The sequence below is a fragment of the Phaeodactylibacter luteus genome (assembly GCF_007993045.1).
GTDB lineage: Bacteria > Bacteroidota > Bacteroidia > Chitinophagales > Saprospiraceae > Phaeodactylibacter > Phaeodactylibacter luteus.
Genome location: NZ_VOOR01000008.1, coordinates 19,657 through 35,805, shown reverse-complemented (window position 1 = coordinate 35,805; position 16,149 = coordinate 19,657). Strand labels below are relative to the sequence as shown.

Below are 16,149 nucleotides of genomic sequence, written 5' to 3'. Positions count from 1 at the left end.
CGGCCTTTTTGTTGGTTATGCTCTGATGTACTGTCGCCGTGAGGCAAGAATGGCGGCTAAGCGCAAACCAAATTGTCGTTTGTTTTTTTGCGCCTGCCCAGCCTGCCTCGCGAAATGGGCCTGCCCCTACACAATGTGATGTCCCCTGTCTTGCCTGCTTCGCGGGATGTGGGGCCTGCCCCTGCCGCAAGGATGGGGCAGGCAGGCAGGTGCCGCTATGCTCCGGGGCTCGCTGTCCGCTCGGCCCTATCGGGCTTACACCCCTTCGCAGCGCTAGGCCAATGCCAGGCTAGATCCCGAAAAACATACACGGCTGCGGTATTGGGGTTTACACCAGAATGGCTTTCCGCCTATCCTTTGGCAGAAAGCTGCCTGCGCAGGCGCTCCAGGTCTTCATCTTGCTGCCGTTGCATTGGCCCCTTCACAAATGGGCTGAACAAATTGAACAGCCAAGGCCTGAGCTGTACCCGGGAAATCAGCCTTACCCGGCAACGCCCTTCACCTTGATCAAGAAATTCGTATACCTGCTCGCTGATCATGTTTTTGTTCTTCAATACCAGCTCCAAGCGCCGCCCGGGCACCACTCCAGCCACTTCTTCCACGACCTCCAGCTGGCCGCCCCCATCCTCAAACGACAACACCGCCCTACTGCCAGGCTGACGCTTGCGCCCCCTTTCCAGCCGGTAGCCCTTAAAGCCCTTCATCCAGGATTTCATCTGCTGAGGCTCCTTTGCCACAAAACGGAAAACCTCAGCTGCCGGCCGGTTGATGTCTATTGTGGTCAAGATCGTCATAACTTATGCACCTTAAAAGCTGAAGCCCACTGAAAGCTGCAAGTTCAGGTTTTGGTCTTTGTCGTCCCGAAAAGTATAGCCCTGTGCGCCGTTAATCTCCTGACGGGAAATATCCCTGGCCTCATTGGTCACATCAGAAAGCCCATAGTTGAGGCGCAGCCCCATGAACAGCCCCTGATTCAAGTAATAGGCAACACCACCTACCAAGCCTATATCGATGGTATTGAACAGGTTCTCATCTGTATCTACTCCTTCATAGTACGCCCCCAGCGTTTCAGGGATAGCAACATCCTTGCTGTCTAAACGCCGGACCCCGGCCTGTACCGCATCGGCTTCATTGAAGGGGTTCGCCAAGTAATCGTAATCGAGGACGATGACAAAAGGGTCTACAGCGTTGCCTAGCGGTGTCTGCCCTGCAAACCGCACTTCCCCTGCTGCCTTTGAGCCTACCAGGAAACCAACGCTCATGCCAGCGCTCAGCTCGAACTTGCCCAACCTGGCCACCCCCGTCACCGGGATATCGATGTACGAGTTGGTCACCTCAAGGGTAGTTTCCCGGTTGCCCGTTGCCACAAAGGGCTCGCTGCCGTCAAGCGGGCGGAAGACCCAGTAAGAATCCCCTGTGTAACCGTAAACGCCACCTTTTTGGGAAAACAGCAGCTCACCTCGCAAGCGGAACACATCCGTAAACCGGACATTGGCGATGGCCCCAATGTGGAAGCCATTAGAGATCCGGTACTCCTCGAGCTCTCCCCCTCCTGCTCCCATTTCAGAGGGCCCCGATATGGTCGTAAAGTTCAGGCCTGCGCGAAAGCCGCCAGAGAACTCCTGCCCGGCGAGCGGGCTCCATATACATAGGACGGACAAAGCCAGCAAACAAAGTAAACGATTCATATTTGGTTAGTTTTTTGCGGGCCGGTAGCCCTGTTCACAGAGCGCCCGCCGCAGCGGGCTTTATTCAATATCACAAGACCTTCTCCAGCCATATCCGGTTGGCTGAAAGCACAGGCCTTTTTTCAACGCTTGAAATGCTAAATCCGTTGCTCAAGGCAAAAATTAGCATGGCCCGGTGCTCGTTCCTGCTTTTCATCAGGAGCCGGCTGTACCCCCGCTGCTTAGCCCAGGACTCCTGCTCTGATGCCAAGGCCCGTGCTACCCCCCTACGGCGGTAATCAGGGAGCACTCCGCCCATCCAGGAATAAAAGCTGCCCTCCAGTTCGTAACCTACTTTAAAGCCGGCAGCCTTCCCGCCCACACAGGCAAGAAGGATCAGATGAGGCACTCCGGCCAGCCTTTCACGATAGGCCGAAGCGGGGTAAGGTGCCACAAATTCAGGCAGCTGAGCCGAGATCCACACCGCTTCTTCTATTGTGCCTTCCCGTATACAAGGCTTCACAGCTCCAATTTGAGGAATACCGGGCAGTGGTCAGAGTGTACGACCTCGGTCATTTGATAAGATTCGGCAAGCGATGCCACGAGGGGCTCCGTCACGGATTGGTAGTCAATACGCCACCCCTTGTTGTTTGCCCTGGCATTAGCACGGTAGGTCCACCAGCTGTACTGCTCTAGGCTGGGGTTGAGGTGCCGGAATGCATCCGTAAAACCTAAAGACAGCCATTCGTCCATCCACTCCCGTTCTTCCGGCAGGAAGCCAGATGTGTTCTTGTTGCGCACCGGGTCGTGTATATCCATAGGGGTATGGGCAATATTGTAATCGCCCACCACAATCATCTTGGGCCTGGAAGCCTTGAGCTCCTTCACCCATTCCATAAAGTCTTTGAGGAAGTCCATTTTAAAATCCTGACGTACCCCTCCTGTAGTGCCAGATGGGAAGTAACAGTTCAGTAGGGTCAGCCCTCCGAAATCAGTCCTTAAAACCCGGCCTTCTGCATCGTAGCGCTCAATCCCGCAGCCCGCTTCCACCAAGTCAGGCTCTTGCTTGCAAAAGGTAGCGACCCCGCTATAGCCTTTCTTTTCTGCCGAGTGCCAATATTGATGGTAGCCCAAATCCGTAAACCGGGCCTGCTCATTGGGGACTTGCTCCGGCTGCGCTTTGGTTTCCTGTACGCAAAGGATGTCGAGCCGGGCCTGCTCCAGCCATTCGTCCAGCCCTTTTTTCAAAGCTGCACGGATACCGTTCACGTTGTAAGATGCTATTGTCAGTGCCATAGTTGGTGTGCTTTGCCGCAAAGATAACATCTGCTGCCACCCTGCCCAACCGCCTCTCCTCCAAACCCGAAATATCCCGATAGGCCCTATGCTGCTCAGGCGCCTTTTTTACTTCTTTCCAGTTTTTTTACGCCCTTATATATACACAACCTGCTCTTAGTTATACAGAAAAACCAAAGAAAAACACACTATAAATTACTAAAAATCAAGTTTTTAATAAAAAAACAAGACTAATTAAAAACACAGTAATTAACCCAAATGTACTTATTTTCCTATTTGGAATGCAGCACTTTTGTATTGTCAGTAATCGGAAAGGGAATTAATAACACCACCGGAGAAAACTGGCAGGAGGAAAGAAAAACCCTCCGGGAAATGAATTGAATTTCACGAATGTAATCATAATCTCTTGAAGATCTCAGAAGCGTCAAAGGACGCTTCAATTTTGGTATGTAGATAGCCTCTCAAAGCTCTTTTGGAAACCGGTTGTTGCAACAGCCGGTTTTTCTTTTTTACGGGGGCACTGCTATCAGGGTTTCATCTCTTGGCTACAAATTGCATTTTTTTCCATCTAGAACAAACCTCACATACCTTATCCGCTCTTTATCAAACAACTACCCCATTTACCACCCCGGCTTTCGCAGGGCCAGCCAAAGCAGAAGAGTTTGTAGGGCCCTTTACCTCCTCTGCCGTCTTTTCTCTTTATATTCATACCCAAAACCATGCCAATATGATTATTGCACTGGGTTCTGATATGGACGCACCTTTGGTACAAGCCGCAGCAAAAGCCCTTGGCGAACGCGGCCACGAAGTCTTGCCTTTCGGCCCTGTGGCCGCACCTGATGCGCCCTGGCCACAAGTGGCCATACAGGCAGCTACTGCTGTCGCGGAAAACCGGGCCGACCAAGCTATTTTGTTCTGCTGGACAGGCACCGGCATCAGCATGGCGGCCAATAAAGTAACTGGCGTACGTGCAGCCCTATGCTGGGACGCCCCAACAGCGGCTGGCGCTAGGCAATGGAATGATGCCAATGCCCTGGCCATCAGCTTGCGCTATACAACCGAGGCCGTCCTGCTCGAAATCCTCGATGCGTGGTTCGGCCATAGCCCTTCCAACGAAGAAGCGGACGCAGCCTGCATACGATTCCTCAAGGCTTATGACCAAGGGCGGTAAGCCGGCGCTCAGCCCAGGCGGTTTGCTCTTTGCTTAAATGTAGTAGACTTTGGCCTTTCTTGGCTACCTTTGGCACCCAAAATACGCTGGAATATGCCTACCCTCATCCACCGATTAGCCATACATGAGCTGGAAAAAGCTGCTGACGAAAGCGGCGCACGTGTCTTCTTGAGCAGCCAATGCACCCCCATAGATGAGGAAGCACAAGCCCTTGTCGACAAGCTCCATGATACCTTCGTCCGCAAATCCGATACGCTACAGGGCTACCTCAGCCCTCCAGAAGATGCCCTCTTCCCCGGCTACTTTCAGCTGTTGCTGGAAAACGGCCTGGAACAGGCGGATGCTTTCCTAAATTTCACCCGGGACACCATGAACGCCTTACAGCTTTCCCTCCAAGGGGTGCTTGGCGCAAAAGGGGGCTATCTGGTCTATGCCGACTATACCGATGAGGCTACACAAGAACGGGCTATCGGCATTTTCTTGGTCCGGGACACGGATGGGCTGTCCTTCCGGCGGGGGCAGGAAGGGGCCGCCTTCGAGCTCAATTCGGTCACTTACCTCAATACTGACAAACTGGCGATGGCCTGCCGGATTTTTGTCCAGAAATTCCAGCAGGGCCAGGGCCGGTGCGTTGAGCTGATCAAACACGCCCGCACTCAAAAGGAAATTTCCGAGTACTTTATCCAATGGGTGGGGCTGGAAAGGCCCGAAAGCAGCCGGGAGCTTACGCAGACCTTCCTCGATATGGTCAATGAGCTGCCCGCACCGGTAGACGAAGAGACCGGGGAGGCTATGGAAGCGGGCCGGTTCAAAGAGCAGGTCCTCAATTTCGCCAACAGCAACCCACAAAAGGTCATCAACATCCAAGAGTTTGAACAGGAGTTTTACAAAAATGAAAACCCCGCTCAACAGTACTTCCAAGACCATCAGATCGAAATGGACAATGAGTTCCGCTTCGATAAAAAAGCGCTCAATCAGTTCTACAACCATAAGGCCAGCGCTGAAAAGCTCTACCTCTATTTCAACGATGGCCACCTGAGGCAGGGGCAAATCGTAGTAGAAGGCGACTCGGTCACCATTCACTCTCCTGAGTTGGCTGCACAGGTACGGGACTTCATGGACGACCGCAGCTAGACATCGGGCACCAAACAGGTAAACGTTGTTGAGCATGCTACAGCACGGCATGAGGGGCCTTCGCCTGCCTCACGGCAGGCGCCGCTATGCTCCGGGGCTCGCTCCTCGCTCGGCCCTATCGGGCTTCCCACCCCTTCGCAGCGCTAGGCCGATGCCATCAGAAAGCCCAAGCTTACGATAGCTTGGCTGCCCATCCCGCTCCTTGGTGCGAGGCGCCCCTACTCCCCATACAACCGGAAAGCCAGCTCAGGGAATACGACAAACGGGTTCGGCTTCCCATCTTGGTAACGGGCTATGGCATAAGTGCGGCTCACCTCGGCCGCGTCGGGCGGGTCTTGAAGGTGCCACTGCAGCAGCACTGGGCGCATGCCCTGGAAAAACAAGGGGTCGGCCTGCAGGGCCTCCTTCCGGTAAATGGTGTAGAAATAGAATACCGCTCGGGCAATATCCCCTTTCACCGCTTCCCTAGGCTCGAAGACAGACCCTGCCGCTTCACTGTAAGCATCACGGTGAGCGGTGGGCACAGATCCCTGTTCAAAGCCAAGGGCCAGCCACTGCTCTGCCCCTTCGTCGGGCACCTCTCCGAATGGGTTGTTGCCCCGGATGGCATTTACAGCTACCCGGCTGGGGAACAAGTGGTGCATATCGGACTTAGCTGGGCCAGACTTTGCCCCTTTGCTACGGGGGTAAACGTGCTCGCAGTTGATCCCGTCCGGGCTGCCGTCCCGGTACAGCGCCTGGGAAGGGTCTTCGCCAGGAGGCAAAGGCAGAGCATGCCCTGTATAGATGCCATAGACCGTATCGTTTTTTAGGTCTATCTGGCTATACATAATATCCCGGGCAGGGCCATAGCCCAAGACTTCCCTGGGCGTAAAATTCGCCTGCACGTATTTCAACAGGCCTTCGCGGGGCAGGGCAGGCAGGGCAGCCTGCTGCCCTTGCAAGGCCAGAGATAATAGGAAGAATAGCAGAAACGCCACTGTTTTTGACATGGTTGCTGGCTTGTTTTGGGCCCTAAAATAGAAAAAGTGCAGCCCTGACGAACAGGGCTACACCAAAACCAACTTCAAAAGGGGGGTTAAGCGTGTGGTTCTTGTATAAAGATCAAGCGAAAGCCCGGACGGACAGCGCAGCCCGTTGGTGCCTCGGAATTTTAAAAATTTGATTTTGAAGTTGGTGCCTGTGAGCCCTCTTGCTAAGAAGGCTATGGCTTTAGGTATGCAGAGGACGCCCTGTAATGCCACAGATGATGTGGGCGCTCAGAGCAATCAAGCTACTGCTGTAATGGCAGCGTACAGGGCAGGCCTGCACCTCCAATAAAATAGGGGGGGTATGATTTCGGTTTGCGGGACAAAGAAGAGTAGTAGATAGCCCGCCAGCTCTCAGGTTTTTAGAACGGGGATAAAGGTAATCAAAAATACGAAAATTTATAAACTATCCGTTACCGCAACTTAGCGTAATGTTGGCAAGTCAATGGCAGCAGCATGCAGCTGCTCATAAAACGCCTCCCCATACTTCCTGACGATGGCCTCTCTGACAAATTGATAAACAGGCAGTTGGTGCGCCTGCCCCTTTTCGCAGGCCGCTGAGCAAATGTCCCATCGGTCGTAATTCAGGGCTTCAAAGCCAGCAGGCTCATTTTTCAGGACCCGGATAGGATATAAGTGACAGGATATGGGCTTTTTGAAATCCGTTGCCCCATTTTTGTATGCCTGTTCGATGCCGCACTTTGCCACCCCGTCCGAATCATAAACCATGAAGGCGCAAGCACCGTTTTCGAGGAGGGTAGTACCGTACTCCTCCGGTTCTTTAAAATAGGTATAGGGGCCGTTGGCCTCAATTGCAGCCCGCCCTTCCGGCAAAAGGTAGCTTTTTACCGCTTCATATATCTGCTCGAGGACCGGCAGCTCAGCCTCATCGAGGGGGGCGCCAAAATCCCCTTCCCAACAGCAGGCGCCTTTACAGGCATCGAGATTGCAAAGGAACTGCTGACTGACTACATCGTCGCTCACCAGGATATCACCAATCATCAACATTTTCGATGGCTTTTGATCGACAGGCCATGGATAGCCCGGAAAATATTAGAAATACAAAGGTAGCTCCAAGGGTTCACACCCGCTACCTCTACCCTGCTTTTTTCGGCCACTAAAATGCCCTGGCCCACCCCAAGCTGGCGTAAACCAAAATATCGCAGGCATTTATGCTATAGCCTGGCATTGGCCTAGCGCTGCGAAGGGGCGGCAGGCCTAATAAGGCCGAGCGGACAGCGAGCCCCGGAGCATAGCGGCACCTGCCAGCCTGCCCCATCCTTGCGGCAGGGGCAGGCCCCATCCCGCGAAGCAGGCTGGGCAGGCTCAAAAAACGACAATCAGGTTTGCGCCCAACCTAAGCTTAGACGGCAGCCCGCCATATTCTTCAGTATTTTAGCAAGCCCTTGGCGGGGTATGCCCAAAAATTGTATTTTAGCCGGACAACCAGAAACACAAGTATTTTTATGAAACATACGATTCTAGCCCTCCTCTGCATCGGTTTTTTTGCCACGGGTCAAGCCCAGGAAATCAGCAAAGATGCGATCGAAGCCACAGCCAGCCAGCTGATTGCTGACTTCCAGCTCACCCCTGGCCAGGAAGAGAAAGCCTTTGAAATTGCTGAGCGGCAATTGAAAAACCTACAAGAGATACAGCCGCTCGAGGCTGCCGACCAAGCGCTTTTCCTGCAAAAGAAAAATGCCATCCGGCAAGGCACTTGGGCAAGCATCAGGCAGATGCTTACAGATAGCCAGATGCCGGCTTACAAAGCACAGCTCGTGGAGCGCCGCAAGAGAGAATCTGCGCTCATACAACAGCTCAAAAAAGAAGGTGCCAGCCAAAAAGAGATACAGCTTGCTGTTTGGGCGCTAGACTAAGCGCTTGCCCGGAGTAGTTTCGTCTTAACAATCAAGTATTTATACCCGCCAGCTGTGCCAGCATGGCCAGCAGGCTCATTGCGGAGCCACTAAATTTGAGCTTGGCGGGCTGAGAGAAAATTTAGTGAGGAAGCCAGGTTCATAAAACGTTGATTTGTAATAGGGACGAGCTCCAAGCATGCTCTTAGCCCACCCGGTGGCAAAAAGAGCGGCTTCGTCAAGGGGCCGCTTTTTTATTTTCCGGCAACCATTTTACAATTTTCGATGTAATATTACTAGGCTGACAGCCACCTCAGCCTTGGAAAAAGCAACCCGCCAAGTATTGTTCCAAACATCCTGCCCGAACACTACTTGCTGACTGTTTGTTTCCAGAGCGGGTTTCAAAGTATCAACCTAAATACGGTCTAAGGTTTGCACCTGGCCGGTAGTCATTCATACCAACATCACTTAACTATAAATTATTAATGGATCCCCTAAAACAGAAATTTAGCGAAAAAGCAACTGCGCTGCGCAGCGAAATCAAGGCTATGCTCAAAGAGCATGGCGATAAGCGGTTTGACGAAGTCACCCTCAAGCAGATATACGGTGGCGCCCGCGGTATCAAAAGCATGGTGTGGGAGACCTCACAGCTCGATGCCTTGGAGGGCATCCGGTTCCGTGGGTACTCTATCCCTCAACTGCGGGAGCAGCTGCCGAAAGGCCCCGACGGGAAAGAGCCACGCCCAGAAGGCCTGTTTTGGCTGATGCTGGTAGGCGAAGTGCCTACGGATGAAGAGGTACAATGGGTTACGGAACAGTGGGCTTCGCGGAGCGAGGTGCCGGAGCATACCTTCAAAGCGCTCGATGCCCTGCCCGTGGATACCCACCCGATGACGCAGTTTACCGTTGCCATTGCTTCTATGCAGAGCGAAAGCGAGTTTGCACGCCGCTATGACGAGGGGATCAGCAAAAACGATTATTGGGACCCGACCTATGAGGACACCATGAACCTTGTGGCCCGCCTGCCCCGTGTCGCAGCTTACATCTACCGGCGCACCTTCCACAATGGCGACCACATCGCTCCGGATAAAAGCTTGGACTGGTCTGGCAATTTCGCGCACATGCTGGGCAAAGACAGCGCAGACTTCCAGAACTTGATGCGCTTGTACCTTACCATTCATGCAGACCATGAGGGCGGCAATGCATCGGCCCATACTACACACCTGGTAGGCTCTACCCTCAGCGACGCCTACCTCTCGCTCTCAGCTGGCATGAACGCGCTGGCCGGGCCTCTGCACGGCCTCGCCAATCAAGAGGTGATCAAATGGATTTTCAACATGCTGGAATCCTTGGGCACACAGCGCCCAACGAAGGAGCAGATCGCCAAATACGTGGAGGATACACTGGCATCGGGGCAGGTTATCCCTGGCTACGGCCATGCGGTACTCCGCAAGCCCGACCCCCGCTTTATGGCGCAAAAGCGCTTTGCTGAAGAGTATATCAAAGGCGATGATGTGGTAGAGGTCGTCTGGAAAATCTTTGACGTAGTACCGCCAATCCTTCAGAGCTTGGGCAAAGTAAAAAACCCTTGGCCGAACGTAGACGCGCACTCTGGCGCACTGCTCGTACACTATGGCCTGAAAGAGTACAGCTACTACACCGTGCTCTTCGGCGTTTCCCGTGCGCTGGGCGTGCTCGCCGCACTTTGCTGGTCGCGTGCGCTCGGCTTCCCACTGGAACGCCCAAAATCCGTAACAACGGAGTGGGTCAAAGCACAGCTCTAAGCTGCGTCAGCTCCCGCTAGAAAAAGAAAAGCCGCTCTGCCTGACAGAGGGGCTTTTCTTTTTCTAAGGCTAGCCGGGCAAATTGCAGCAGGCAGGCTATTGCCGGGGCAGGAAAATGCGTTATTTTTGGCCAATCATCGTACACTTTCAAAATCAAGCTATCACATGAACTTCCCTGATCATCTGAAATACACCGAAGAGCACGAATGGGTGCGCGTAGAAGATGGCAATATCGCCTATGTCGGAATCACTGATTTTGCGCAAAGCGAGCTGGACGAGCTGGTCTACATCGAGGTGGATACGGTAGAAGAGACGCTCGACAAGGATGAGGCATTTGGCACCGTTGAAGCGGTCAAGACGACTTCCGAGCTCTATATGCCCGTTTCCGGGAAAATCCTGGAGTTCAATGCCAAGCTCGACGAGAGCGATGGCGACGACCCCACCCTCGTCAATCAAGACCCTTACGGAGAAGGCTGGATCATCAAAATCGAAATGACCGACCCTGCAGAGCTCGAAGATTTGATGGATGCAGCGGCTTATCAACAGCTCGTGAAATAATTTTCTCCCGCTGCACACCAAAATCAAAGCCCACTGCATCTTCCTGACAGAAGCTTTCTAACAGCCAACCTAGCCGCCGCCCTGATGTGGGCAGCCACAATTGGCTACCTCTCAACAAGAGGGCACGTACAAGCGCCAGTTTTGACAGCCTGGCTGGAGCCCGACAAGCTGGCACACGCAGCAGCCTACCTTGTCTTGTCTGCTCTGCTTTTTCCGCTTTTGCGGGCAGCTTCTTTTTCCGGGGCACTTGCCTTTGCCGGCGCATTTGTACTGAGCAGCGCCTATGGAGCAGTGCTGGAATGGGTACAGTATTGGTATTTCCCGGACCGGTTTTTTGAAGTTCCTGATATAATTGCTAATATTAGCGGTTCCTTATTAGGATGTTTGCTGGCGAGCTGGTTTTTCAGCAGAAAGCAACAATAGAATTGTAAGTTATTTGCTCATTTTGATAATAATACAAACCTTGTCAGTATGGATGTTTCAATCACTGGCGGGGCTTTAGCCGGAGCCACGGCATTTTTGGTGATAGGCCTCATCGCATTCGTTGTGATCATGCGTTCTATCTATGCCAAGCGCTCTCAATCCGGCTTGAGCCAATCAGAAGGGTCTTCCTCTCTCGCCTCCCGGGCTAAGTACCCCGGTGCCGATGTCTTCAAATACAGCGGTACGTACTTCAACCTGGGCCTGGCGCTTTCATTGGGCCTGACGATCCTGGCTTTTGGCTGGACTCAGTACGAGGAGCAAATCTTTATCCCAGACGATGCCCTTGAGCTTCCGGATGAGATTGAGGTTGAGCCACCACGTACAGCTGAGCCACCGCCGCCGCCACCGCCGCCGCCGCCACCGGTTATCGAAGAGGTACCGGATGAAGAAATTCTCGAAGACGAAGAAGTCACTTTCGAGGATCAGTCAATCGACGAAGAGACTTTTATCGAGGCTCCCGTTGTGGATGATGCACCGCCGCCACCACCACCGCCGCCACCGCCACCGCCCAAACCCAAAGTGGAGGAGATCTTTAAGGTAGTGGAAGACATGCCTCGGTTCCCCGGCTGCGAAGACCTTCCAACTAAGGAAGAGCGTAAGCAGTGCGCGGATAAAAAAATGCTCGAGTTCATCTACAAGAACATCAAGTACCCTGCCATCGCCCGTGAAAATGGCGTAGAAGGTGTAGCAGTAGTACAGTTCGTTGTTGAGAAGGACGGCTCTATCACAGATGCCAAGGTTGTTCGCGACCCTGGTGCTCAGACTGGAGCTGAAGCCCTCCGTGTAGTGGAGCTCATGAAGGACCAAGCTATCACTTGGATACCTGGCAAACAGCGCGGCCGCCCCGTGCGGGTTCAGTTCAACCTGCCGGTGAAGTTCCGCCTCGAGTAAGGCATTTTTGCCTGCCTGAAAAACGGCTATTCAGCAGTTGCTGGATAGCCGTTTTTTCATGCTCCAACCCAACCCTTGCTTTGTCTGTTTATAAGGCGGGCAAGCGCAAAGGCCAGCTCAGCTCATAACATAACGCCCCTCCAAACGTTCTATAAATTCGCTGTGCTTCCTATGCCTAGGGCGCCTGCCATCCAAAGAACAGACACAATTAATACCGTATATGAAAAAGCCGATTGTACTTACGCTCCTCTTCTTTATTGGGCTTGCCTTACAGCTCAACGGACAAGATGCCCGCCTCGCACAACAGTACTACCGGGACGGAGAATACGAGAAAGCAGCGGTTTTGTACGAAAACCTTTATAAGCAGAGCAATTACAACGACTATTACTTCGACCGCTACGTAGAATCTCTGATGGCGATGGACGAATACGGGGAGTGCGAAAAAGTCATCAAGAAGCACATGAAGCGGGCTCCAGACAATGTGCAGCTTCATGTCACCTATGGCAAGCTTTTGGAACGGCAGGTGAAAGATGGGGAAGCCCGGGAGCAATTCGAGCTTGCTATTGAAAAACTCACGCGGGACCAGTTTGCCGTCACCAAGTTGGCCAACGCTTTTATGGCATTGACCAAATACGACTACGCCATCGCGACGTACGAAAAAGGGGCAGAGCTACTGCGCGATCAGGAAGCCTTTGCCTACAATCTCGGAGAGCTGTACCGCCGCAAGGGCGACATCCCCAAAATGGTAGAAAACTACCTCAACAGCATCCGTGCCAACCCCAACCGGGTGAACAACGTCAAGTCTATTTTCCAGCGGTTCCTCAATACTGGAGATTATGAAGAAGTACAGGCACAGCTTTATCAGAAAGTACAGGATGACCCCGACAACCCGCTCTACCCCGAAATGCTATCTTGGGTTTTCATACAGCAAAAGGACTACCGCAGCGCGCTGCGCCAAGTACGGGCCCTCGACCGGCGGCTGGGCGAGAACGGAGGGCGCGTATTCCAGCTGGCCGGCATTGCGGCCAATGATAAAGCCTTCGATGCCGCAATTGCTGGTTTTGAATATATTGTAACAGAGAAAGGCCCGGCTTCGCCCTTCTATCTCGATGCCAAACGCGAGGCACTCCGCGCCAAACGCAGCCAGCTTGTCGATGGCTATGCCTACTCACAGGATGAGCTCCAGGAGCTGGAAAACGACTACGAAGCCTTCCTGAATGAATTTGGGCGCTCCAAGGTAACCGCACAGATCATATTGGAACTGGCAGAGCTCGAAGCCCTTTATATCAACAACCTAGAAAAAGCGACAACGCTCCTCGCTGAAATGATAGCATATCCTGGCGTCAACAACCGGCTACAGGCACAGGCTAAGCTCGACTTGGCAGATTACTATCTCATGCAAGGAGAGATTTGGGAGGCGACCCTGCTCTACTCACAAGTCGATAAAGCCTTTAAAGAAGACCTGCTCGGGCACGAAGCCCGGTTCAGAAATGCCCGGTTGTCTTACTACGCTGGAGACTTTCAGTGGGCGCAGACACAGTTTGACATCCTGAAGTCTTCCACCTCAAAGCTGATTGCCAATGATGCCCTTGACCTGTCTGTCTTCATCATGGATAATATGGCGCTCGACACCACGGATGCGCCCCTCAAGCTCTACGCTGATGCAGATATGCTCGTTTTCCAGAACCAGTTTGATGGTGCTTTCGCCAAATTGGACACCCTTGTGGAGGCTTACCCCGGGCACAGCCTTGCCGATGATGTCCTTTACCTTAAAGCTAAGGTCTTCATCAAAAAACGGGAGTACGAAAGAGCAGCAGAGCTCCTACAGCAGATCATTGCCAACCACTCAGAAGAAATCCGGGCGGACAACGCCTTGTTTATGCTAGCGGAGCTGTATGAGCTACAATTGGGGCAGGCTGATAAAGCCCAAGAGCTTTATGAAACGCTCTTCCTCGATTACTCCAACAGCGTGCTCGCGGTGGAGGCCAGAAAACGCTATCGTGCTTTGAGGGGAGATCAGATGCAATAGGGAGTAAACCAAAATGCCGCAGGCGTTTAAGCTTTGCTTTCCAGGCTTTAGCCTGGCATTGGCCTAGCGCTGCGAAGGGGCGGCAGGCCTGATAAGGCCGAGCGAAGAGCGAGCCCCGTAGCATAGCGGCACCTGCCCGGTGGCAGGTGCAGGCCCCTCATCCTTACGTCAGGGGCAGGCCAAAAAACGACAATCTGTTTTGCGCCCATGCAATAGGCTTTGAGGAGTCAGGTTCTGCAGTACGATAAATGAGCTGCCTCTCTGTGCTTTTAAATAACGGAGCCCCCTAGGTGAGAAGGCGCACGACGCCCCCCCTGAAACGCCCATGCCGCATTAACCCCAATCAATAACAAAGCCGGATTTACAAGAGCAACCTCGTAAATCCGGCTTTTTGTACAGCGGCTGTTTTAGAGCAGCTGCTTGTCTAGGCTAACAGAGTACAAACTATGTAACTCTCCGCCAAGAAAGGTACAGTAGCAAATTACCTGTAAACAGCCTGTTGATGTGCTATGCACAAAGCCTATCTAGGCTTCAATTCGATTACTTCAGGCGCTTATCGTCAGAAACAGTCAGCTTATGACGGCCTTTTGCACGGCGGCTCGCCAATACTTTGCGACCATTCTTAGAAGCCATGCGGGCACGGAACCCGTGCTTATTCTTACGCTTTCTCCGTGAAGGTTGATATGTACGCTTCATTTCGCTATATCTTTATCTTACAATAATTTGTGACATTCAGTGCACATGATCGAGTGCACGGGCTGCTTTACTCCAAGGGAAAGCGACCTTTAGCTTTAAAGGGAAGTACACCCTCCCTCAAAAGCCCGACAAAGGTACAGGTTGTTTGGGGAATGACCAAAGGTTACTGTAAATAAATCCACAAAGGACAAGAAAGAAGCGCTTGAACAGGCAGGCAGGGCCATGCCGCTGCCTGCCTGCGGGGCGCTATACTGTCAGGATATCCTTTTCTTTTACCGCTACAATATCATCGATTTTGCCGCTGTAGCGCTTGGTCATCGCTTCCACTTCATCCTCCATCCGCTTGCCAGCATCCTCAGCAAAGCCATCTTTGACCGCCTTTTTGATGCCGTCCATCGCATCGCGGCGGGCACTGCGCAGGCCAACTTTAGTATCTTCGCCGACGGCCTTCACCTGTTTGACCATTTGCTTCCGGCGATCTTCCGTGAGCGGAGGGATGTTGATGCGGATGAGGTCGCCGTCGTTTTGAGGTGTAAAGCCCATGTTAGCTTCCATGATAGCCTTCTCTATAGGCTGAATCATGCTTTTCTCCCAAGGCTGAATGACAAGGGTGCGGGAGTCCGATACGCTTACGTTGGCCACCTGCGCCAGAGGGGTAGGCGAGCCATAGTAGGGCACCACGAGGCCAGAGAGCATATCAGGGGAAGCTTTGCCCGCGCGAATTTTGACCAATTCTTTTTTCAGGTGATCGAGGGCGTGCTCCATTGCTTCCTTCGCTTCCTCGATGTACATATCAACATCTTCCTGCATGGTTCGGTCTAATATTTAGCTGAGTTGAAAAATAGTTTAATCCTTTAATCCCTAGTTGCTGCACTATAGCGCATGACCAGATAAAGCAGCATGACCAGAGCAGAAAGCGCTGCGGACACATAAGTCATCGCCGCCCACCACAGGGCATCCTTCGCCCCCTCGTGATCGCTGCCTTGTGCTACCCCGCTACTGTTGAGCCAGGCGAGCGCGCGCTTGCTTGCGTCGAACTCCACCGGAAGGGTTACCAAGCTAAAGAGGGTGGTCACCGCAAAAACAACTATTGTCGCCAGCATGATAGAAGGCATACTGCTCAGGGTCACAAATGCAAGGATAAGCAGCCATTGCTGTGCCATGGCAGAAAACTGCACCACCGGCACAAGAGCTGAGCGCACTTGCAACATACTGTAAGCCTGTGCATGCTGCACGGCATGCCCACATTCGTGAGCAGCTACAGCCGCCGCAGCTATGCTATTGCCCCGGAAAACAGCAGGGCTCAGGCTCACCGTTTTAGAAGCCGGGTTGTAGTGGTCGGTCAGGAACCCCTGCCCTTCCACAATCTGTACGTCGGAAATCCCAAAATGGCCGAGCATCTGCTGCGCCACCTCCCGCCCGGTCATACCGGAGCGCAGGCGGATTTGGCTGTAATGGTTGAACTTGCTCTTCAGGCGCTGACTGATGACCATCCCGATGACCGAGAAGATGCCCGCCACAATCATATACCCCATGTCAAAAACCATAAGACCACT

Annotated in this window: 17 protein-coding genes; 8 read left to right on the top strand and 9 right to left on the bottom strand. The window is 53.0% G+C overall.

Going from position 1 to position 16,149, the window contains the following annotated elements:
- Positions 1-350: 350 nt before the first annotated feature.
- From FRY97_RS05430 to FRY97_RS05415, 4 genes are all read right to left on the bottom strand, one after another.
- Positions 351-794, bottom strand: coding sequence for an SRPBCC family protein (locus tag FRY97_RS05430; RefSeq protein ID WP_147166423.1), 444 nt, complete (start codon positions 792-794; stop codon positions 351-353).
- A 12-nt stretch (positions 795-806) separates the two neighbouring features.
- A complete protein-coding gene (locus FRY97_RS05425) occupies positions 807-1,688 on the bottom strand; it encodes a porin family protein (RefSeq protein WP_147166422.1) in 882 nt (293 codons plus the stop codon).
- Positions 1,689-1,758: 70 nt separating this feature from the next.
- The gene (locus tag FRY97_RS05420) at positions 1,759-2,190 is read right to left on the bottom strand and encodes a GNAT family N-acetyltransferase (protein ID WP_211356818.1); all 432 of its coding nucleotides are present in this window, start codon (positions 2,188-2,190) and stop codon (positions 1,759-1,761) included.
- The gene (locus FRY97_RS05415; RefSeq protein ID WP_147166525.1) at positions 2,187-2,957 is read right to left on the bottom strand and encodes an exodeoxyribonuclease III; all 771 of its coding nucleotides are present in this window, start codon (positions 2,955-2,957) and stop codon (positions 2,187-2,189) included. The genes FRY97_RS05420 and FRY97_RS05415 overlap by 4 nt, the downstream gene beginning before the upstream one ends.
- 733 nt (positions 2,958-3,690) lie before the next feature.
- Between FRY97_RS05415 and FRY97_RS05410 the strand changes: the two genes are divergently transcribed.
- Positions 3,691-4,134 carry an RpiB/LacA/LacB family sugar-phosphate isomerase gene (locus FRY97_RS05410; RefSeq protein WP_147166420.1) on the top strand — a complete coding sequence of 148 codons (444 nt, stop codon included), beginning with the start codon at positions 3,691-3,693 and terminating at the stop codon, positions 4,132-4,134.
- Positions 4,135-4,227: 93 nt separating this feature from the next.
- Positions 4,228-5,268, top strand: coding sequence for a nucleoid-associated protein (locus FRY97_RS05405; protein WP_147166419.1), 1,041 nt, complete (start codon positions 4,228-4,230; stop codon positions 5,266-5,268).
- Between the two features lie 218 nt (positions 5,269-5,486).
- On the opposite strand, the gene FRY97_RS05400 is transcribed toward FRY97_RS05405, so the two are convergent.
- Entirely contained in the window at positions 5,487-6,260 is a 774-nt protein-coding gene (locus FRY97_RS05400; protein WP_147166418.1) for an endonuclease I family protein, read from the bottom strand.
- Positions 6,261-6,719: 459 nt separating this feature from the next.
- A complete protein-coding gene (locus tag FRY97_RS05395) occupies positions 6,720-7,304 on the bottom strand; it encodes a DUF3109 family protein (protein ID WP_147166417.1) in 585 nt (194 codons plus the stop codon).
- A gap of 458 nt (positions 7,305-7,762) precedes the next feature.
- On the opposite strand from FRY97_RS05395, the gene FRY97_RS05390 reads away from it, so the two are divergent.
- From FRY97_RS05390 to FRY97_RS05365, 6 genes are all read left to right on the top strand, one after another.
- A complete protein-coding gene (locus FRY97_RS05390) occupies positions 7,763-8,173 on the top strand; it encodes a hypothetical protein (RefSeq protein WP_147166416.1) in 411 nt (136 codons plus the stop codon).
- Positions 8,174-8,637: 464 nt separating this feature from the next.
- Positions 8,638-9,936, top strand: a complete 1,299-nt coding sequence (locus FRY97_RS05385) for a citrate (Si)-synthase, eukaryotic (protein ID WP_147166415.1) — start codon at positions 8,638-8,640, stop codon at positions 9,934-9,936.
- Positions 9,937-10,101: 165 nt separating this feature from the next.
- Positions 10,102-10,494: a glycine cleavage system protein GcvH gene (gcvH, locus tag FRY97_RS05380; protein WP_147166414.1), complete on the top strand. Its 393-nt coding sequence runs from the start codon at positions 10,102-10,104 to the stop codon at positions 10,492-10,494.
- 84 nt (positions 10,495-10,578) lie between these two features.
- On the top strand, positions 10,579-10,917 hold the full coding sequence (locus FRY97_RS05375; protein WP_147166413.1) for a VanZ family protein: 339 nt from the start codon (positions 10,579-10,581) through the stop codon (positions 10,915-10,917).
- A gap of 48 nt (positions 10,918-10,965) precedes the next feature.
- Entirely contained in the window at positions 10,966-11,868 is a 903-nt protein-coding gene (locus FRY97_RS23190; protein ID WP_147166412.1) for an energy transducer TonB, read from the top strand.
- Positions 11,869-12,088: 220 nt separating this feature from the next.
- Complete coding sequence (locus FRY97_RS05365) at positions 12,089-13,897, top strand: tetratricopeptide repeat protein (protein WP_147166411.1); 1,809 nt, start codon at positions 12,089-12,091, stop codon at positions 13,895-13,897.
- A gap of 540 nt (positions 13,898-14,437) precedes the next feature.
- Here the strand turns inward: FRY97_RS05365 and rpmH are convergent.
- The 3 genes from rpmH to FRY97_RS05350 all read right to left on the bottom strand — a co-directional run bounded on the left by rpmH (position 14,438) and on the right by FRY97_RS05350 (position 16,140).
- Positions 14,438-14,593 carry a 50S ribosomal protein L34 gene (gene rpmH, locus FRY97_RS05360; protein ID WP_147166410.1) on the bottom strand — a complete coding sequence of 52 codons (156 nt, stop codon included), beginning with the start codon at positions 14,591-14,593 and terminating at the stop codon, positions 14,438-14,440.
- Between the two features lie 246 nt (positions 14,594-14,839).
- Positions 14,840-15,403: a ribosome recycling factor gene (gene frr, locus FRY97_RS05355; RefSeq protein WP_147166409.1), complete on the bottom strand. Its 564-nt coding sequence runs from the start codon at positions 15,401-15,403 to the stop codon at positions 14,840-14,842.
- A gap of 44 nt (positions 15,404-15,447) precedes the next feature.
- The gene (locus FRY97_RS05350; RefSeq protein ID WP_246141576.1) at positions 15,448-16,140 is read right to left on the bottom strand and encodes a zinc metallopeptidase; all 693 of its coding nucleotides are present in this window, start codon (positions 16,138-16,140) and stop codon (positions 15,448-15,450) included.
- Positions 16,141-16,149 lie beyond the last annotated feature (9 nt).